Source organism: Nocardiopsis oceanisediminis, from assembly GCF_048595525.1.
Taxonomy (GTDB): domain Bacteria; phylum Actinomycetota; class Actinomycetes; order Streptosporangiales; family Streptosporangiaceae; genus Nocardiopsis_A; species Nocardiopsis_A oceanisediminis.
Genome location: NZ_JAFMZJ010000001.1, coordinates 4,363,124 through 4,380,360, shown reverse-complemented (window position 1 = coordinate 4,380,360; position 17,237 = coordinate 4,363,124). Strand labels below are relative to the sequence as shown.

Sequence of the window (17,237 nt, the reverse complement as noted above, 5' to 3'; positions counted from 1 at the left end):
TCTGTGACGAAAAAGCCGACGCCGTGTGATGAAAATGCGGCTCGGCCGCACTCTCTGCCGCGCAACCGGTTGTCCGCGTGGAACTCTGCTCATTTCAGCGTCGGGGTCGGCGGGCGCCGCCGTGCGATTGCTAAAACGTCACGATGGTCGTACCTTGTACAGCAACTCGCACATACTTTGTAGGGGAGAGTGTTTTCTCATGAATGCCACTGAAGGCGCCACTGAAGGCGCCGCGAGGCCGGGCGGGCGGGAATGGGCCGGCCTGGTGGTGCTGATGCTGCCGGTCCTGCTCATCTCGGTGACCGTCACCGTGCTCTTCTTCGCGCTTCCCTCGCTCACCGCCGAACTGGAACCCAGCGGCGCCCAGCAGCTGTGGATCGTCGACATCTACGCCTTCCTCCTCGCCGGGCTGCTGATTCCGATGGGCAACCTGGGCGACCGGATCGGGCGCAGGCGGCTGCTGCTGCTCGGCGCCGCCGCCTTCGGCGCCACCTCCGCGGTCGCGGCCTACGCCCCGACCGCCGAGCTGCTCATCGCCGCCCGCGCGCTGCAGGGCGCCGCGGCCGCCACGCTGATGCCGCCCACACTGGCCCTGATCCGGGTGATGTTCACCGAACCGCGCCGGCTGCAGGCGGCCATCGCGGTGTGGGCCTCGGTGTTCACCCTGGGCAGCGTGGTCGGGCCGATCATCGGCGGATGGCTGCTGGAGCACTTCTGGTGGGGCGCGGTCTTCCTGATCAACGTCCCGGTCATGGCGGTGCTGCTGGTCCTCGGCCCGATCCTGCTGCCCGAGTACCGGGACCCGTCCCCCGGAAGGTTCGACCTGGTCAGCACGGCCTGGGTGCTGCTCGCCGCGCTCCCGGCCGTGTACGCGGTGAAGAAGGCCGCGGAGCAGGACTACGGGCCGCAGACCCTGGCCGCGGCCCTGGTCGGGGTGCTCTTCGCGGTGCTGTTCGCCCGCCGGCAGCGGCGGCTCGACACCCCGATGCTGGATCTGGGGCTGTTCCGGTCCAAGGCCTTCAGCGTCTCCCTGATCACCGCGGCCGTCGCGGTGTTCGCCCTGGTCGGGACGTTCTACTTCATCACGCAGTACCTGATGTCGGTGCTGGAGATGCGGCCGCTGACGGCCGGGCTGATGACGCTGCCCACCGCGGTCAGCTCGGTGGCCGGGTCGCTGCTGGGCGCGGCCGCCACCCGCTGGTTCCGCCCCGGGTACGTGATCGGCTCCGGAATGCTCCTCGGCGCCGCCGGGTTCGTGCTGGTCGCCCGGCTGGGCACCGCCGCGGACCTGCCGCTGCTCTTCGCCGGGCTGCTCCTGCTGGGCTGGGGCATCGGCTCGGTGCAGGCGCTGGCCTCGAACATGGTGGTCTCCTCCGCGCCGCCGGAGAAGGCCGGCTCCGCCTCGGGGCTGTTCGAGTCGGCCACCGAGTTCGGGCAGGCGCTGGGCGCCGCGGTGCTGGGCAGCATCGGCGTGGCGGTGTTCCGCTCCGTCCTGGCCGACGGGCTGCCCGCCGGGCTCTCGGCCGAGCAGGGGGCCGCCGCGAGCGAGACGCTGGGCGGGGCCCTGGCCGTCGCCGGGGAGCTGGCCGGCGGCGCCGGCGCGGCGCTGGCGGAGGCGGCGCGCTCCGCCTACGTGGCCGGCATGCAGACCGCGGCCTGGTCCGGTGCGGTGACCATGCTGGTCATGGGGGTGCTGGCGTTCATCAACCTGCGCCGCGCGCGGGCCGGCGAGGAGGCGCCGGCCGAACCCGCCGCGGACCCGGCGCGCTGAGCGCCGGGCGGACCGGAGACCGCGGGTTCTTCGCCGGGACGGACGGCGAAGAACCCGCTATGCCGCCTCTCCCCTCCAGGGAGCGAGGTAATCCCGGAGCCGCCACCGGGGATCGGCGCCCTCCCGGTCAGCCGGCCCCCTCCACCGGGGAGGAGCGCGGCGCGGCCTCCGGCGGCAGTGCGGCCGAGCGCGGCGCCTCACGGGGCAGGGGTTCAAGCGGGCGGCGACGGCGGGAGGGGCACCGGCTGGTCGGTTGGGCGCGGCGCCCCACGGGGTGAAGGCTCGGACCGGCGGCGACGGCACCGGCAGGGGCGGGGACGGGCACTCCGGCCGAGCGCGGTGCCTCACGGGGCAGGGGTTCAAGCGGGCGGCGAGGGCGGGAGGAGCACCGGCCGGTCGGTTGGGTGCTGCGTCTCGCGGAGCGAAGGTTCAAGCAGGCGGCGACGGCAGTGATGGGGGCGTGGCAGTGGCGGGGGTGGGGCGGGGTGGCGGGTTCGCCGTGCCCGTGTTGCCCCGGGAGCCGGGGCCGGCCGCCCGGTAACCACTGCCCCTCTCTGACCTGGGTGAATACGCAGGGTGATAGTGGGGCGGGGCGCCCTGCGCACCGCGAGAGCACCCCGGTGATTCCCTGGTGCGCATCCCGGCCCGGATCGGCCCCCGGCAGGCCCGGATCGCCCTGATCGGGCCGGTGGTCGGGGGTTCGAGCGGCCCGGAAGGCCGGAAGGCAGGGGGCCGGAACCCGGGAAAGGCAGGAGTGGGGGCGGGATGTCGCTTTTGCTCTGCCGGGTGGGCCCGCCTTGGCCACTCTGGGTGATCGGCGAGGAGGTGGTGAGGGCTTCGGGGCTTACTACTCGCTGGTAGATGTACTCGGGGTGCCGCAGAGGTGCGCAGGGCGCCCCCACTTTCGCCCGATCCTCGCCGCAAACCCGACATACGAGATAAGGCCCCCTGATGGGCTCTGGGGAGTGGGCCCACTCCGCCTTCGCCGGGGCGCCGCCGCCTCCCGCCGGGAGTACGCGGCGGGTCGGGTCGGCGAACGCGGCGCCCCCCGCTCCCGCCGCCGGTTTGAACCTTTGCTCCGCGAGGCGCCGCGCTCGGGTGAGGCCTGTGCCCCGGCCCTCCCCTTGCCGTTGCTGCCCGTCTTGGCCTTCGCTCCGTGGGGTGCCGCGCCGGACCGACCGGCCGGTGCCCCTCCCTGCTTTCGCTGCCCGCTTGTACCCCGCCCCGTGGGGCGCCGCGCTCGGGTGACCGCCTGAGCTCCGGCCCTCCCCGAGTTGCTCGTTGCAACGGCCACTTGGTGACGAGCGCTCTGATGGGGCCGCAGCGTCAAGATCATCGGGGAGAGGCGGGGCACGGGCCCCGGTCAGCGGCCCCGGTCAGCGGTCCCGATCGGCGGGGCAGGCCTCGGTGATGGCGGCGAGGACGCGGGCGCGGGCCGCGGGGGCGGGGTGGGCGCCGATGAGGACGTAGTAGGCCAGGCCCTCGGCCAGGGCGGTGAGCGAGACCGCGGACGCCGCCGGGTCGGCGGCGCCGGCCCCGTGCAGCAGGTCCGCGACCTGGCGGTGGAAGCGCTCGTACTCGGTGCGCATCCGCTCGGCGATGGCCTCGTCGGACAGGGCGAGCGCGGTGAAGGCCTGGCGGACGCGCATGTGCGCGCGGGTCTCCTCATCGTGGGGAATGAGCTCGGTCAGCACCGCGGTCAGCACGTCGCGCGGGCCGGAGGCCCGTCCCGCGGCGTCCGCGATCCGGGCACTGCTCAGTGCGTTGCCCCGGTCGAAGGCGGCCTCGATCAGCCCCTGCTTGGCGGGGAAGTAGTGCTGCACCCGGCCGGGGGAGACGCCGGCGCGGGCCGCCACCTCGCTCTGCGACACCGCGGCCAGTCCGCGCTCGGCGACGACCGCGAGGACCGCGTCGGCGATCCGGGTCCGGCGCTCCTCGTGGTGCGCGCCGGGCCCGCGGGTCCGGTGGGCCATCGCCCCTCCTTTTCCGATGTGCGCTCATCGATTTGACGGATCGAGTCTACTCGGGTTGGCTTCCCGGCAGAACGATGTGCTCGCATTGATCTGATGGAGGCCCCATGGCGCCCGACGGACCCCGGCGCTCCACCGCGGACCGGGGGAGCGGGCGCGCCGGCCGCCCCGCCGCCGGCGCGGTCCTCGCGCTCGCCTGCACCGCCCAGTTCATGGTGGTCCTCGACGTCTCCGTGGTGAACGTCGCGCTGCCCTCGATCCGGGCCGCGCTGGGCTTCCACCCGGCCGACCTGCAGTGGGTGGCCGGCGCCTACGCGCTGGCCTTCGCCGGGCCCCTGCTCCTCGGCGGGCGCCTGGCCGACCTGTACGGGCCCCGCCGGGTGCTCGCCGCCGGGCTCGCCCTGTTCACCGCGGCGAGCCTGGTGGGCGGGGCGGCCTGGACACCGGGCCTGCTCATCGCCGCCCGCGCCGCCCAGGGGCTGGGCGCGGCGGTGCTCGCCCCCGCCACCCTCACCGTGCTGACCACCGCCTTCCCCGAGGGGCCCGCGCGCACCCGCGCGCTGGCCACCTGGACGGCCGTGGGCGCGGTCGGCGGCGCGGCGGGAAACCTGGTCGGCGGCCTGCTCACCGACTCGCTGTCCTGGCGGGCCGTGCTGCTGGTCAACGTGCCGGTCGGGATCGCCGCCATCGCCGCGGCGGCGCGCTTCATCGGCCGGGACCGCCGCCCCGCGGGCGGCCCGGGGCGGCTCGACGTCCCCGGCGCGGTCGCGGCGACCGCCGGGGTCACCGCGCTCACCTACGGCGTCACCCGCGTCCCGGACCACGGCTGGACCGACCCGGCGACCGCGGCGGCGCTGGCCGCCGGCGCCGCCGCGCTGGCGCTGTTCGCCGCGGTCGAAGCGCGGTTCGCCGCCGCGCCGCTGGTCCCGCCCCGGCTGCTCCGCGACCGCGCGGTCGCGGTGGGCTGCGCGGTGACGCTGCTGGCGGGCGCCTGCTTCCAGATCCCGATGTGGTACTTCCTCACCCTCTACATGCAGGACGTGCTGGGCTACGGCGCACTGGCGACGGGCCTGGGCTTCCTGCCGCACACCCTGGCCACCGTCGCGGCCGCCCGGTGGCTGGTCCCGCCGCTCATGCGACGGGCCGACGCCCGCGCGCCGGTCGCGGCGGGCGCCCTCATCGCGGCCGCCGGCTTCGCCTGGCAGGCCGCCGCGGCGCCGGCCGGGACCTACGCCGCGGCCGTCCTGGGGCCCGGGATCGTCTTCTCCCTCGGCGGCGGCCTGCTCGCCGCTCCGCTCACCGCCGCCGTCGTCTCCGGTGCCGGCGCCTCCGACGCCGGGGCCGCCTCCGGCCTGCTCAACACCGCCAAGCAGGCGGGCGGGGCGCTCGGACTCGCGGTGCTGGTCACCCTGGCCGGCCCGCCGGCCGCCGCCGCGGACCACGCCAGGGCCTTCTGGATCATCGCCGGCCTCCAGCTCGCCGTCGCTGCGGCCGCCCTCGCCCTGCCGGCCCGCCGCCCCCGCTGACCGGCGCCGGCCGCCGCCGGAAGGGCTCCGGTCAGCCGCGCACCAGGGAGTTGCGCAGGCCCAGGCCGGCGGGGAAGGGCGCCAGATAGGTCTGCTCGGCCGCCCAGGCGACGCCCTCGGCGGCGCAGTGGTGCCGGATCAGCGCCGCCGGCACGGTCAGCGGGACCTCGCCCGCCCGGTAGGCCTCGATCGAGGCGAGCATGTCGTGCCGGCGGGCGTCGTCCAGCAGGCCGCTGACCATGCCGAAGGCGTGCTGCAGCGTGTTGACGTGCCGGCCCGGGGTGGTCTTGAGCGCCAGCGCCCGCCGGAAGCCGCCCCGGTACTCGGCCTCGACCCGGGCGGGGTCGCCCCGGCCGGCCCCGGCGGTGACCCGGCCCAGCGCCCGGTAGGCGTCGGGGGAGTGCGCCATCAGCTGGAGCTTGTGCCGGGCGTGGAAGGCGACCAGGTCGCGGGGGCGCCAACCGGGGGCGAACAGCTCCCGGAGCCGGGCGTGGGCGAAGACCCGCTCCACGAAGTGGTCGCGCAGTCCCGCGTCGGAGAGCCGCCCCTCCTCCTCGGCCGGCAGCTCGGGGTGGAGCTCGACCAGTCGGCGGGCGAACGCCCCGCGCCCCTTGCCGTCCACCCGCTTCCCGTCGGAGAAGACCGGCAGGCCGAACAGGCCGCAGCTGGGCGACTTGTTCTTCAGTACGTAGCCGTCGAGGGAGTCCAGGTCGGCGCGGTGCGCGTCGGCGACCGCGGCGAGGCGGTCGGTGCGGTCGGCCCCGCTCTTGGCGCCGACCACCCTCGGGGCCGCCTCCCCGCCGGCCCCGGCGCGCTCCAGGTGCAGCGTCTCCCGGGGGACGCCCAGCCCGATCTCGTCTTCGGGGCAGACCGGCACCCACTCCACGTACGGCCCGAGCCCGTCGGTGAGGAAGCGGTGCCGGCAGTGGCCCCCGTTGTAGCGGACGGGCTCGCCCAGCAGGCAGCTGGACACCCCGATCCGGGGGCGGGCGCCCTCCTGCCCTCCGGGCTCCGCGGCCGTGTCGCCGTCGATCATGGTCCCTCCTCAGAGGCCGTCGGGTGTCCGGCCGGTCACCCGGTGGGCCGCCTCGCGCTTCCCCGCCCACCCGCGACGCGGCCGGCCCGCGCCCGGACACTCCGAGCGACCGACCGCATACCCGAAAGTTTCTCAGCCCGCGGAGGCCGGCCTCTCCGCGGTGATCCCGATCCCGTGGCCGTCTCCTACCCGCTGAGCGGCCCGGAACTCCGGGGCCGCCGCGATCCGGCGCACGGACCGCGGCGCCGCGCCCCGCATCGCGCCCCGGGCGGCCCTCCCTCCGCGGACCGCTCCCGGCGGCACCGGGGCTCCCGGTCCGGAGGCGGGGGAGAAGGCCCCACCGCCGCCCCGGGGCGCCGGGCCGGAGCGGGACGGGGGCCCGTGCTCCTCCCGCGCTCTCGGGGCGGCGGGCTCACTCCACGTCGGCGACCAGGACGTCCACCCGGGACGGGGCGCGGCCCAGCTGGTCCTGTACGGCGCGGCGGGCGGCGGCGCGCAGCGCGTCGGCCAGCCGGGGGACCGGGACCCGCTCGGTGAGGCGCACGGTGAGCTCGACGGCCGGGCCGTCCTCCTCGTCGAGGATCCGGCACCGGCCCACCGCCGCCCCCGGCACGTCCGCGCAGGCCGCGCGGACGATCGCGGCCAGGGTGGACTCGCGCACCCGCGTCCGGCCCGGCCCCGCGCCGCGCACCCCGATCCGCCGCCCGGGGCGGCCCTCGGCGCGCACCGCGAGCATGACCCGGTCGACCAGGTCCGGCGGGGCGGACGGCCCCGCCTCCGCCTCGGCGGCCTCGGCGTCGAGCAGCACGCGGTACCGGTCGGCCTCGGCGCGGCAGTGCGGGCAGCCGCGCTCGTGCTCCCCGGTCCGGCCGGCGCGCAGGTCCGACAGGAGCGAGTCGAGCGTGTTGCCGCAGGGCAGGCGGCCGGGCTCGGCGGGCTGCTCTACCGCCATGGTTCAAGCGCCTCCACGAGACGGGTGCGCGCACGGTGGATGCGGCCGCGCACGGCGGTCGGGGTCGCGCCGACGATGTCGGCTATCTCTTCGTATCCCAATCCTTCCATTTCCCTCAGCAGCCAGCAGGTCCGCTGCGGCGGCGGCAGGCCCGCCAGGGCGACCTCCAGGGCCTCGCGCAGCCCGGCCGCCGCGGCCCGCCCCGCCGGGCCCGGATCGGGGTCCGGCGGGTCCGCCCCGGCCTCGCCGAGGGGGATGCCGGGGCGGCGGGAGCGGAGCAGGTTGAGCGCCCGCCGCGCGGTGATGCGCAGCAGCCAGGCGCGGAACGTGCGGACGTCCCGCAGGTCGGGGAGGCGCCGCCAGGCCGTGATGAACGCCTCCTGCGCGGCGTCGGCGGCCTCCGCCTCGTCCCGCAGGGTACGCAGCGCCATCCGGTAGACCGCGTGCTGGTGCGTCCGGACCAGTGCCTCGAAGGCCGCGGTGTCGCCGTCCTGGGCACGCTCCACCAGGGACGCCTCGGGGATGCCCTCCGTGCGCTCCATGCCCCTGTGCGTGCTCCTCCCCGGTCCGGGCCGTCCACCGGGCCGGGCCGGCCGACGGCGGGGGACGCGCGCCCCGGGGGCGCGCGGTCCGGAGCGGAAGGCTACTCAGAACTCCCCCTCGCGCACACCTCGTTGCGGTATGTGTTCCATGTCACTCCAGTCGGCGCGTGAGGCTCGGGCGCCGCGGGGTGTCCTCCCTGTGCCGGCCCGCACGAGCCGGACCGCAGACCGACGGAGAGCCGAAAGGCCGGAGCGATATGACGCAGAGCGTGAACGAGAAGCAGGAGGGCGCGCCCAAGGCGGAGCGCCGGGACACCGCGCGGCGGGGCGGCGGCCGCGAGCTGGTCACGGCCGACGGGCGGACCTCCATCGCCGACCACGTGGTCGCCAAGATCGCGGGGATGGCGGCCCGCGAGGTCAACGGGGTCCACCAGATGGGCGGCGGGGCCGCTCGGGCGTTCGGCGCCGTCCGGGACCGGATCCCCGGCTCCACCTCCACCTCCACCGCCGCCCGCGGGGTCGGCGTGGAGGTCGGCGAGCGCCAGGCGGCCGTCGACATCCAGCTCGTCGTCGAGTACGGGGTGTCCATCCCCGACCTGGCGGCGGCGGTCCGGCGCAACGTCATCGCCGGCATCGAGCGGATGACCGGCCTGGAGGTCACCGAGGTCAACATCGACGTCGACGACATCCACCTGCCCGACGAGGAGAACGGCGGCGCCGCGGGCTCCGAGCCCCGGGTGCAGTGACCGTCCGCACCGCCCCCCGAGGCCGCGGAGCGGCCCGGAAGGAGGAGCCCCCGATGGCGTCCGACCCCGCGGAGTTCCGCGCCTGGGTGCGCCGCAACCACCCCGACGCCGGCGGCGACCCCCGCGCCTTCGCCGAAGGCCTGGCGCGCTGGGACCGGGGCGCCGCCGCCCCCGGGACCCGGGGCATCACGGTCTACCGGCGCCCCCGCACCCCCGTCGCGGCGGCGGCCGAGGCGCTGCGCCGCGCCCGGCGGCGGCGCGAGCGCAGGCGGCGCCTGCGATAGACGCGCGGCGGGCACCGGCCCGCCGCGCACGGCCGCGGAGCGCGCCCTCGAGGGGCGGGCGCGCTCCGCGGATCCGAGCACCCGCACCGACGAGCACGGATGAGGAGGTGGGCCGGATGTGGCCCATCGTGGGACTGGCCTTCGGCACCGCCCTGGGCTTCGCCGCCGCCTTCGGCGGCTTCGGGGCGTTCGCCCTCGTCCTCCTCCTGGGCCTGGCCGGCTTCGTGGCCGGGCGCGCCTACGAGGGCGACGTCGACCTGGCCCGGCTCTTCGGGGAGCGGCGGTGAGCGCCGCGCCGGCCGGTGCCCGGACCGCCCCGCCCCCGGGCCCCGCGGACGCGGGCGGGCCGGGCCGGACGACCGTTCCGGACCGGGTGCTGGCGAAGATCGCCCGGCGGGCCGCGGTGGAGGCCGGGGCGGTCGGCAGGGGCTCCGGGACCGGGGTGCGGGTGCGCCGGAGCGGTACGGGGGTCTCGGTGGCGGTCTCGGTCGCGCTGCCCTACCCGGGCGGGGTGCTCGGCGCCGCCCGCGCGGTCCGCGACCGGGTCGCGCGGCGGCTCCGCGAGTACGCCGGGGCGGAGGTGCTCCGGGTCGACGTCGAGGTGGCCTCGCTGGCCGTCCGGCGCGCGCCCGCGCCGGCGGCGGGCGCCGCGGAGGAGGCCGCCGGGGAGCCGGGGGCCGGCGGAGAGGACCCGCGGTGGGGGCGGCCGTGACCGCGGCCCCGGAGCGGGCCGCGCCGCCCCGGGACGAGAGGCGGGCGCGCCGCGCCGCCGCGCGCGCCTTCCGCCCCCGCCGCGCCCTGCCCGCACTGCTGGCCGGCGGCGTGCTGCTGGCGGCCTCCGGCGCCGCCGCCGCGGACCTGGTGTCGGCGCTGCTCGGCACCGCGCCGCTGCCGCTCCCGCGCGGCCTGGTGCAGGCCGCGGCCGGTGCCCGCTGGGGAGACCTGCCGGTCCGCGCCGCCTGCGCCGGCGCGCTGCTGATCGGCCTGGCCCTGCTGGGGGCGGCGCTGCTGCCCGGCCGGGGCCCCTGGTCGGCGCTGCGCACCGGCGACCCCGACCTGGTCGCGGCCGTCTCCCGGGGCGCTGTGCGGCGTTCGCTGGCCGCGGCGGCCTCCCGCGTCGACGGGGTGCACCGGGTGCGGGTCTCCGTCCGCGGCCGGCGGGTGCGGGTGCGGGCCCGCGTCCGCCGCCACCGGGGCGCCGAGGCGGAGCAGGAGGTGCGCGCCGCCGTCCGGTCGCGGCTGGAGGGCATGGACCCGCTGCGCCCGATGCGGGTCCGGACCCGGCTCCGCCGGGACCGGTCCTGAGCGACTGTCGGGTGTGCGAGCGGTCGCCCGGAGTGCTCAGCGGCGGACCGCCCCGTTGGTCGTGGTGCTGCGGGGCATCAGGGCGCCCTGATGCCCCGCAGCACCACGACCAACGGGGAAGCGGGACGGCGGCCCGGCGGCCCGGCGGCGCACGGCCCACAGCGGCCGCGGCGACGCCGGGCCCCGGTCCCCGCCCCTCCCGACCCGCGGTCGGACACTCCAGGCGACCGGCCGCACACCCGACAGTCTCTGAGGGGGCCGCCGGCCGTGCGGCGGCGCACGAGGCGCGCCGGTCCGACCGCACCCGTGGAGCGGGGCGGGGCCGGGGCGCCGCGGAGTGCGGGGAGGCCGGCCCTCCCCGGCCGTGTCCGCGGCGGGCGGGCGGAGGCCCCGGCGCTCCCGGGGCCCTCCCGGCCCCGCGGGCGGCGGGGAACGGACATCGGTGAGAGAAGGCGAGGAGCCCGTGGTGGACATGGCCCGCAGGACGGCGCGCGGCAACCGGTGGGGGCTGGCGCTGCTCGGTTCGGCGTCGGCGGCCCTCGGCGGTGCGGGGATGGCGGCGGGGTACGGGCTGTGGGGCCCGGGGCCGGACGGCCGGGTGCTTCCGGCCCGCCTCGCCGGGGCGGCCGGCCCGTGGGCGCCCTACCTCCCCTACGCGGGGGCGGCGCTGGCGCTGCTGGTGGCGCTGGCCGCGCTCCGCTGGATCCTGGTCCAGGCGCGCACCGGGGCGGTCGCGCGGGCCGGCCTGGAGGACGCGGGGGAGGGGGAGATCGTGGTCTCCGCCTCGGCGCTGCAGGACGCGGTGCGCGGCAGGGCCGGCGGCTACCCGGGGGTCCGCTCGGTGCGGCTGCGCGCGGCGGGCCCGGCCGACGCCCCCCGGCTCTGGATCGACATGGCCCTGGACGACGACGCCGACCCGGCCGAGCTCTGCCGCCGGCTCCGAGCGGAGGTCCTGCCCGAACTCCGCGACGCCCTCGGCGCCGACCGCCTGCCCGCGGTGCTCCGCCTGGTACCGGCCCGCCCGCCCCTCGCCCCCGGCAGGGGCAGGGGACTCGCCTGATCCGCTCCCGCCGCGGTCTTCTCCCGCGCCCTTCCCGCCTCGGGGGAGGCCTGCCGCAGGGGGCCGGGCGCGGGGGCGGCCCGGCCTGCCCGTCCCCGGAGGGCCGGATCCGCCGCCTGTCCTCCCCGACCGGGCCGAGGAGGCCTGCCGGTCCGCCGCGTCGGGGCCGAACGGGTCCCGCGCCTCATCCTGGAGAAGTCCGCCTGGAAGGGGGGCCGGGGCCGCCGGGGTTTCATATCGGACGCGGGTCCCGACAGCGTGGCCGCCGTGGCGGCGGGCGGGTCCGGAAGGCGCTCGGAGCGCGCAGGGCCGGAGCAGGGCGCCCCGTACCGGACCGGCGGCCGCCCGGCGTGATGGCCCGCCCCGGGGCGTCGCGCCCCGGGCGCCGCGCCGACCGGGGAACCGGGCCGACCGGGGAACCGGGCCGCTCGCCCCGAACGCGGTGGCCGTGCCGCCGGCCGGCGGTCAGCCCCCGTTCAGCACCCGGGCGAACGCCCGCAGGTCGGCGGTGAACAGCTCCGGCTGCTCGAAGGCGGCGAAGTGGCCGCCCCGGGGCTGCTCGGACCAGTGCACGACGTTCCACTGCCGCTCCGCCCACCGGCGCGGGGAGCGGGTCTTCTCGTACGGGTAGAGGGCGATCCCCGTCGGCGCCTGCACCCGGCGGCCCCACACCTCCGGATCCGAGCCGTACCACTCCGAATCCGCGTACAGCCGGGCGGCGGAGGTGGCGGTGCCGGTCAGCCAGTACAGCATGGTGTTGTCCAGCAGCCGGTCCAGGGTGAACGGAAGGCCGTCCCGGGTGTCGGACCAGGTGTGGAACTTCTCCAGCAGCCAGGCCGCGAGGCCGGCCGGGGAGTCCTCCAGGGCCGGGCCCACGCTGTGCGGCCGGGTGGCCTGCTGGATGTAGTAGCCCTGGTCGGCGCCGTAGACCCGCTCGTTGCGCTCCAGCGCCGCCCGCTCCTCGGCCGTCGCCTCGCCCAGCGGGTCCGCTACACCGGGCGGGGGCACCGCCCAGGGGAAGTTGACGTGCGCCCCGAGCAGCCGCTCCGGGTGCTCCAGGCCCAGCTGCCGGACGACGAACGCACCCCAGTCGCCGCCCTGGGCCACGAACCGGCGGTGGCCCAGCCCGTCCATGAGGGCCGCGAACGCGTCGGCGATGGCCGGGACGTCCGCCCCGGCGGCGGTCGGACCGGACGGCCCGAAGCCGGGCATCGAGGGCAGCACCACGTGGAAGGCGTCCTCGGCCCGGCCGCCGTGCGAGGTCGGGTGGGTCAGCGCCGGCAGGCAGTCCAGGAACTCCACCACCGACCCCGGCCAGCCGTGGCACAGCAGCAGCGGCGTGGCCTCCGGATGCGGGGACCGGACGTGGAAGGCGTGCACCCGCAGGCCGGCCCACTCCCCGATGACCTGGGGGATGGCGTTCAGCTCGGCTTCCGTCGCACGCCAGTCGTAGCGGTGCAGCCAGTGCTCCACGAGCGCGCGCAGCCACGGCTGCGGGGTGCCCCGGTCCCAGTCCTCGCCGGGCAGATCGGCCCGGAACCGGGTCCGGGCCAGCCGCTCGCGCAGATCGGCCAGGACCTCCGGACTCGTATCGAATGTGAAAGCGCGCATCGGCGCATTGTTCTAGCGGCGGAGCCCCTCCCGCAACCGCCATCCCGCCCGCGGCCGGGGAGGCCGGCCCGGCCCCGGCCCCGCCGGACGCACCGGGCCGGAGCCCCGCGGCCTCAGCGGCCGTCCCCGGCGCGGACCGCCACCACCGGGCAGGGGCTGTGCGACAGCACCGCCTGGCTCACCGAGCCCAGCAGCAGCCCGGTGAACCCGCCGCGGCCGCGGGTCCCCACCACCAGCAGGTCGGCGTCCTCGGCGCGGGCGCAGAGCACCTCGGCGGCGTGGCCGGCCTCCACCGCCTCCTCCACCAGGACCCCGGGGTGGAGTTCGCGCTCGCCCGCGATCGACTCCGACAGCATCCGGTGGGCCTCCTCCACCGCGGGGTCCTCCCCGGCGCCCTCGGCGGGCTCCTCCGGCGCGCCGAACCGGGCCCGGGTGACCCGCCGGGGCACGGTGACCGCGCGCAGCTCGGCGCCGCGCTCGGCCGCGGCCCCGAACGCCCAGGCGGCCGCGGCGCGGGCCGGCGCGGAGCCGTCCACCCCCACGGTGACCCGGCCCACCGGTGCACGGGGTTCCCGGTCCGGCACCACCGCCACCGGGCAGGAGGCGAACGCCAGCAGCTCCAGCGCGGTCGAGCCGACCAGCACCGCACTGACGGTGCCCAGGCTCCGGGAGCCGATGGCGATCAGCTCGGCCCGGCGGGACTCCTCCAGCAGCACCGGGGCGACGTCCCCGGTGACGTGCACCGACTCGACCTCGACCTCCGGGGTGCGCTCCCGGGCCCGCTCCTCGGCGTCGCGGGTGACGCGCCGGCCGTACTCCTCGATGTCGAAGCCGGCCAGGCCGTGCGGGGTGGAGTGGTACAGCGGCCAGTCGAAGGCGTGCACGATGCGCAGCCGGCGCCCCCGCAGCCGCGCCTCGTCGGCGGCCCAGTCCAGGGCCCGCAGACTCCCCCGCTTCCCGTCGACCGCCGCCGCGATGGGCGCGCCCTGCTCCGCCGCCATGGCTCCTCCGATCCTTCGGTCCTCCCCGCCCCGGTGCCGGTGCGGGGCCGCCGGGAGCCCGGGGCGCACGGCCCCGGCGCGCCGCCGGCCGGCTCGTTCGAGGGGGAGGAGAGGGGGGACGGACGGGACCTCGGCCGCTTCGGAGCCGCCCTTCCCGCAGCGGGCGCGGCGCCGCCGCCGTGCGCCGCGGCCCGGCCGCCGGGCGGGGGCGGCCGGACGGGGCCGTCGGGCTCTGCCACGTTCATCCCTCCCGGAGCAGGCGGCGGGGCCCTCCCGCTCTCGGGAACGTACCCGCCGGGCGGGCGTCCGGCACCGGGCGTCCGGGAGCGGGGGCCGGGAGCGGGGGGCCGGATCAGCCCAGCGGGGCGAACGGGTCCGGGGTCGCGGCGGTCCACTCGTGCAGCCGGGCGGTGCCGGTCTCCAGCACCGCGCCGTCCTCGGTGCGCCGGCCGCGCTCCACCACGTAGAACCGGCCGTCGTCCAGCGACTCCAGGCCGTACTGGCCGGCGCCCTCCCAGCCGCGGACGCCCGACTCCCCGTGGTGCAGGCCGTCCTCGCGCAGGGAGAGCAGCAGCCCGCGCTCCTCCTCCGGCTGCCCGCGCAGCTCGCCCTCGGCCGGGCGCTCCGAGCCGTCGACGGCGAACAGCGAGTAGTTCGGGAAGTGCGGCTTCCCGCCCCGGTAGGCGGCCATGAACCAGTCGCCGGTGTGCCCGTCGTACTCCAGGTTCTGCACGCCGTAGGCGGTGTTGCCGGTGTAGGCGAAGTACTTGCCGCGCGGCCGGTGCGGGCCGCTGGTGTGCGGGTCGCCCTGGTCCAGCGGGCGCTCGTACCTCTCCTTCCAGGAGGAGGTGTCGTACTGCAGCAGCACCTGGTGGTCGTTGTCGGCGCGGCCGGTGTTGGAGTAGACGCCGTAGGCCACGGTCAGCAGCGGCCTGCCGCCGCGCCGGCCGAACGCGGGCCCGAACGCGACGCCGTCGATCCCGCTGCACCCGTACCGGTGGTCCGCGGTGTCGGCGGTGTCGCCGTCGAACACCCCGTCCCCGTCCATGTCGGCGGTGTAGTCCTCGACCACCTCCTCCAGGTGGACGGTGCCGAGCACACCGTCCTCCTCGGCGTCCATCCCGGTGCGGGTGATCCGCTCGCCGTCGAAGACCGCGATGTAGAACGCCTCGGCGGACTTGTACTCCAGCGAGCCGTAGACCCGGCCGTCCCGCTCGTCGAAGGCGAGGTCGCCGAGGTGGCCGGTGAGCCCGGTGACGGTGCCGATCACCCCGCCGTCCAGGTCGGTCTTGACCAGGGTGTCGGTGAAGGAGAAGTACATGTGGCCGCGCTCCTCGTCCAGGGCGGCGCCCTGGACGTGCCCGGAGGGCCACGCCCCGCCGTCCACCGAGGCCGGCGGCGCGCCGGGCCCGCCGGTGTCCGCCTCCGCCACCGCGGCCGGTGCCAGCACCGCAGCCGCGGCCAGCACCCCCGCCGCTCCGATCCGCCCGGCCCGCCGCTCGCCCATGCCGATCCCGTCCTCTCCGGGTCGCCGCCGCTCCGCCGCCCGGAGGCCACGCCGCCGGTGCGAACCCCGCGGGGAGCGCGGGGGAACACCGGGCGAACCCCCGGCGGCCCGCTTCAGCGTGCCCCGGGGCGGCGCCGGGGGACAGGGCCCCGGCGGTCAGCCCCCCGGCGGGCGGTGCGCGCCCGCGCCGCCGGCGCGCACCGGGGCGAGGCGGGCGATGTAGTGCCTGATGTGCGGCGGGACCGGTTCGGGCAGCCCGTCGCCGGGGTGGACGAAGCGCAGCTCCTGGCCCTCGCCGAGGACCAGGTCGGCCTCGTCGCCGTCGAAGGAGGCGAGGAAGACCGGGGGAGGGGCCTTCTCCGAATCGTGCGGCTCCACCCGGGCGCGCTCGACCGAGGACAGGCGGATCCCGGTCTCCTCGAAGACCTCGCGGAGCGCGTTCTGCTCCCAGGTCTCGCCGGGCTCGCGGCGGCCGCCGGGCAGCACCCAGTGGCCGGGCCAGCGGATGCCGGGGATGTCGTCGCGCAGCTGGAGCAGCACCCGCCCGCGGCGGTCGGTGATCAGCACCAGGCACCCGGTCGGTTTCCGGTCACGGTCCACGCCGCGCTCCCGTTCTCCCGCGTCGTCGCTGTACGGGCCGCCGGCGGGCGGCCCCCGGCGGCGGTTCCGACCTTTTCACAGGGGCGGGCCCGGCCGTGCGACCCTGCCCGGCCGCGTCGGGGGGCTCCGCGCGCCCGGCCCGGGGCCCGGCGGCCGGCGGCGGGGCCGGGCGGGGCCTCGGCCCGGTGAACGGACGGCCCGATACCGGGGAACAGGGCGCCCGGAACCCGGGGCGGTGTGCGGTGAACGTCCCGCCCGGTACCGGTATGGCCTCCCCCTGACGGTGGTGAACAGGGGAGACGCGTTTCTGTGCGGACCGTCCGGCGCAGATCGACCACGCACAGCGATCACCGTTCGAAGGGCAACCATGCTGCGCTCATCCCTCGCCGCCGGCGCCGTCTGCGCCGCCGCCGTCGCACTGGCCCAGGCCCCGGCGCACGCCGCGCCGGTCCCGCTGGCCGAGGCCGTCGCCGGGCTCCCCGTCGCCGACGAGTCCCGGGACGGCTACGACCGCTCCCTCTTCCCGCACTGGACCGACGCCGACCGCGACCGCTGCAACACCCGCGCCGAAGTCCTCATCGAGGAGGCCGTCACCGCCCCCGAGGTCGGTGAGCGGTGCCGGATCAGCGGAGGCGAGTGGTACTCCTACTACGACGGCCGCTCCCACACCGAGGCCCGCGCCCTGGACATCGACCACATGGTGCCGCTGGCCGAGGCCTGGGACTCCGGCGCCTCCGCCTGGAGCACGGCCCGCCGCCGCGACTACGCCAACGACCTGGGCGAACCGGTCGCGCTGGTGGCGGTCACCGCCCGGGAGAACCGGCAGAAGGCCGACCAGGACCCCGCGACCTGGATGCCGTCGCTGACCAGCGCGCACTGCCGCTACATCACCGAGTGGACCGCGGTGAAGGTCCGCTGGGGCCTCTCCGCCGACCGCGCCGAGCACGAGACGCTCACCCGGATGGCCGAGGACTGCCCGGACGCGGTGGTCGACACCGAGCCCGCGGCCTGACCGGAGGCGGCGCGGCCGCCTCTCCGCCGGGCCGTCCGGACCCGGGCGGGATCCTGACGGCCTGCCCGCCGCCCCGGTCGGGTCCGGTGCGCCGGCGCGGCGCGGTGCGAGCGGCCGCGCGGACGCCGCGGGCATCGCGCGGCCGCCGAGCAGATCGGGAGGGCCGCCCATCGGGGCGGGCGGGGCGGCGGGGAGAGGCCCGGATCCTCTCCTCCCCCCGCCCCGCTCCCTCCGCCCCCGTTCCTCCGGCGCCGCGTGCGGTGGGCGGACCGGGGCGGGCGCCGGCCCTGCGCACGGCCGCCGGGCCCGCGGCG

General features: G+C 77.9%; 17 protein-coding genes. 9 read left to right on the top strand and 8 right to left on the bottom strand.

What is annotated here, in order from left to right:
* The first annotated feature begins 199 nt into the window (after positions 1-199).
* A complete protein-coding gene (locus J0910_RS19475) occupies positions 200-1,771 on the top strand; it encodes an MFS transporter (RefSeq protein ID WP_420159972.1) in 1,572 nt (523 codons plus the stop codon).
* 1,376 nt (positions 1,772-3,147) lie between these two features.
* Here J0910_RS19475 and J0910_RS19470 read toward each other — a convergent pair.
* Positions 3,148-3,744, bottom strand: a complete 597-nt coding sequence (locus J0910_RS19470) for a TetR/AcrR family transcriptional regulator (protein WP_420159971.1) — start codon at positions 3,742-3,744, stop codon at positions 3,148-3,150.
* 104 nt (positions 3,745-3,848) lie between these two features.
* On the opposite strand from J0910_RS19470, the gene J0910_RS19465 reads away from it, so the two are divergent.
* Positions 3,849-5,267 (top strand): MFS transporter, encoded by a 1,419-nt coding sequence (locus tag J0910_RS19465; RefSeq protein ID WP_420159970.1) that lies wholly within the window; start codon positions 3,849-3,851, stop codon positions 5,265-5,267.
* 31 nt (positions 5,268-5,298) lie between these two features.
* Here the strand turns inward: J0910_RS19465 and J0910_RS19460 are convergent, their stop codons facing one another.
* The 3 genes from J0910_RS19460 to J0910_RS19450 form a co-directional block, all read right to left on the bottom strand.
* Entirely contained in the window at positions 5,299-6,303 is a 1,005-nt protein-coding gene (locus J0910_RS19460; RefSeq protein ID WP_420159969.1) for a YbgA family protein, read from the bottom strand.
* A gap of 412 nt (positions 6,304-6,715) precedes the next feature.
* The gene (locus tag J0910_RS19455; protein ID WP_420159968.1) at positions 6,716-7,255 is read right to left on the bottom strand and encodes an anti-sigma factor; all 540 of its coding nucleotides are present in this window, start codon (positions 7,253-7,255) and stop codon (positions 6,716-6,718) included.
* Complete coding sequence (locus tag J0910_RS19450; protein ID WP_420159967.1) at positions 7,246-7,797, bottom strand: RNA polymerase sigma factor; 552 nt, start codon at positions 7,795-7,797, stop codon at positions 7,246-7,248. The genes J0910_RS19455 and J0910_RS19450 overlap by 10 nt, the downstream gene beginning before the upstream one ends.
* A 257-nt stretch (positions 7,798-8,054) precedes the next feature.
* Between J0910_RS19450 and J0910_RS19445 the strand changes: the two genes are divergently transcribed.
* The 6 genes from J0910_RS19445 to J0910_RS19420 all read left to right on the top strand — a co-directional run bounded on the left by J0910_RS19445 (position 8,055) and on the right by J0910_RS19420 (position 11,192).
* The gene (locus tag J0910_RS19445; protein ID WP_420159966.1) at positions 8,055-8,543 is read left to right on the top strand and encodes an Asp23/Gls24 family envelope stress response protein; all 489 of its coding nucleotides are present in this window, start codon (positions 8,055-8,057) and stop codon (positions 8,541-8,543) included.
* Positions 8,544-8,596: 53 nt separating this feature from the next.
* On the top strand, positions 8,597-8,827 hold the full coding sequence (locus J0910_RS19440; RefSeq protein WP_420159965.1) for a hypothetical protein: 231 nt from the start codon (positions 8,597-8,599) through the stop codon (positions 8,825-8,827).
* Positions 8,828-8,943: 116 nt separating this feature from the next.
* Positions 8,944-9,114 (top strand): hypothetical protein, encoded by a 171-nt coding sequence (locus J0910_RS19435; protein ID WP_184390362.1) that lies wholly within the window; start codon positions 8,944-8,946, stop codon positions 9,112-9,114.
* Positions 9,111-9,539, top strand: coding sequence for an Asp23/Gls24 family envelope stress response protein (locus J0910_RS19430; protein WP_420159964.1), 429 nt, complete (start codon positions 9,111-9,113; stop codon positions 9,537-9,539). The genes J0910_RS19435 and J0910_RS19430 overlap by 4 nt, the downstream gene beginning before the upstream one ends.
* On the top strand, positions 9,524-10,132 hold the full coding sequence (locus J0910_RS19425) for a DUF6286 domain-containing protein (protein ID WP_420159963.1): 609 nt from the start codon (positions 9,524-9,526) through the stop codon (positions 10,130-10,132). Before J0910_RS19430 ends, J0910_RS19425 begins: the two co-directional genes overlap by 16 nt.
* A gap of 442 nt (positions 10,133-10,574) precedes the next feature.
* Entirely contained in the window at positions 10,575-11,192 is a 618-nt protein-coding gene (locus J0910_RS19420; RefSeq protein WP_420159962.1) for an Asp23/Gls24 family envelope stress response protein, read from the top strand.
* 465 nt (positions 11,193-11,657) lie between these two features.
* On the opposite strand, the gene J0910_RS19415 is transcribed toward J0910_RS19420, so the two are convergent.
* From J0910_RS19415 to J0910_RS19400, 4 genes are all read right to left on the bottom strand, one after another.
* A complete protein-coding gene (locus J0910_RS19415; RefSeq protein ID WP_420159961.1) occupies positions 11,658-12,803 on the bottom strand; it encodes an epoxide hydrolase family protein in 1,146 nt (381 codons plus the stop codon).
* A 113-nt stretch (positions 12,804-12,916) separates the two neighbouring features.
* Complete coding sequence (locus tag J0910_RS19410) at positions 12,917-13,804, bottom strand: universal stress protein (RefSeq protein WP_420159960.1); 888 nt, start codon at positions 13,802-13,804, stop codon at positions 12,917-12,919.
* A 352-nt stretch (positions 13,805-14,156) separates the two neighbouring features.
* Positions 14,157-15,311: a hypothetical protein gene (locus tag J0910_RS19405; RefSeq protein WP_420159959.1), complete on the bottom strand. Its 1,155-nt coding sequence runs from the start codon at positions 15,309-15,311 to the stop codon at positions 14,157-14,159.
* A gap of 156 nt (positions 15,312-15,467) precedes the next feature.
* The gene (locus J0910_RS19400) at positions 15,468-15,911 is read right to left on the bottom strand and encodes an NUDIX domain-containing protein (RefSeq protein WP_420159958.1); all 444 of its coding nucleotides are present in this window, start codon (positions 15,909-15,911) and stop codon (positions 15,468-15,470) included.
* A gap of 367 nt (positions 15,912-16,278) precedes the next feature.
* Here J0910_RS19400 and J0910_RS19395 point away from each other — a divergent pair, with 367 nt between their 5' ends.
* Positions 16,279-16,923 carry an HNH endonuclease family protein gene (locus J0910_RS19395; protein WP_420159957.1) on the top strand — a complete coding sequence of 215 codons (645 nt, stop codon included), beginning with the start codon at positions 16,279-16,281 and terminating at the stop codon, positions 16,921-16,923.
* Positions 16,924-17,237 lie beyond the last annotated feature (314 nt).

Bases quoted from the DNA above. Each gene is read 5' to 3' on its own strand.
- J0910_RS19475 (WP_420159972.1), top strand. From the start codon at position 200: ATGAATGCCACTGAAGGCGCCACTGAAGGCGCCGCGAGGCCGGGCGGG.
- J0910_RS19470 (WP_420159971.1), bottom strand. From the start codon at position 3,744: ATGGCCCACCGGACCCGCGGGCCCGGCGCGCACCACGAGGAGCGCCGG.
- J0910_RS19465 (WP_420159970.1), top strand. From the start codon at position 3,849: ATGGCGCCCGACGGACCCCGGCGCTCCACCGCGGACCGGGGGAGCGGG.
- J0910_RS19460 (WP_420159969.1), bottom strand. From the start codon at position 6,303: ATGATCGACGGCGACACGGCCGCGGAGCCCGGAGGGCAGGAGGGCGCC.
- J0910_RS19455 (WP_420159968.1), bottom strand. From the start codon at position 7,255: ATGGCGGTAGAGCAGCCCGCCGAGCCCGGCCGCCTGCCCTGCGGCAAC.
- J0910_RS19450 (WP_420159967.1), bottom strand. From the start codon at position 7,797: ATGGAGCGCACGGAGGGCATCCCCGAGGCGTCCCTGGTGGAGCGTGCC.
- J0910_RS19445 (WP_420159966.1), top strand. From the start codon at position 8,055: ATGACGCAGAGCGTGAACGAGAAGCAGGAGGGCGCGCCCAAGGCGGAG.
- J0910_RS19440 (WP_420159965.1), top strand. From the start codon at position 8,597: ATGGCGTCCGACCCCGCGGAGTTCCGCGCCTGGGTGCGCCGCAACCAC.
- J0910_RS19435 (WP_184390362.1), top strand. From the start codon at position 8,944: ATGTGGCCCATCGTGGGACTGGCCTTCGGCACCGCCCTGGGCTTCGCC.
- J0910_RS19415 (WP_420159961.1), bottom strand. From the start codon at position 12,803: ATGCGCGCTTTCACATTCGATACGAGTCCGGAGGTCCTGGCCGATCTG.
- J0910_RS19410 (WP_420159960.1), bottom strand. From the start codon at position 13,804: ATGGCGGCGGAGCAGGGCGCGCCCATCGCGGCGGCGGTCGACGGGAAG.
- J0910_RS19405 (WP_420159959.1), bottom strand. From the start codon at position 15,311: ATGGGCGAGCGGCGGGCCGGGCGGATCGGAGCGGCGGGGGTGCTGGCC.
- J0910_RS19395 (WP_420159957.1), top strand. From the start codon at position 16,279: ATGCTGCGCTCATCCCTCGCCGCCGGCGCCGTCTGCGCCGCCGCCGTC.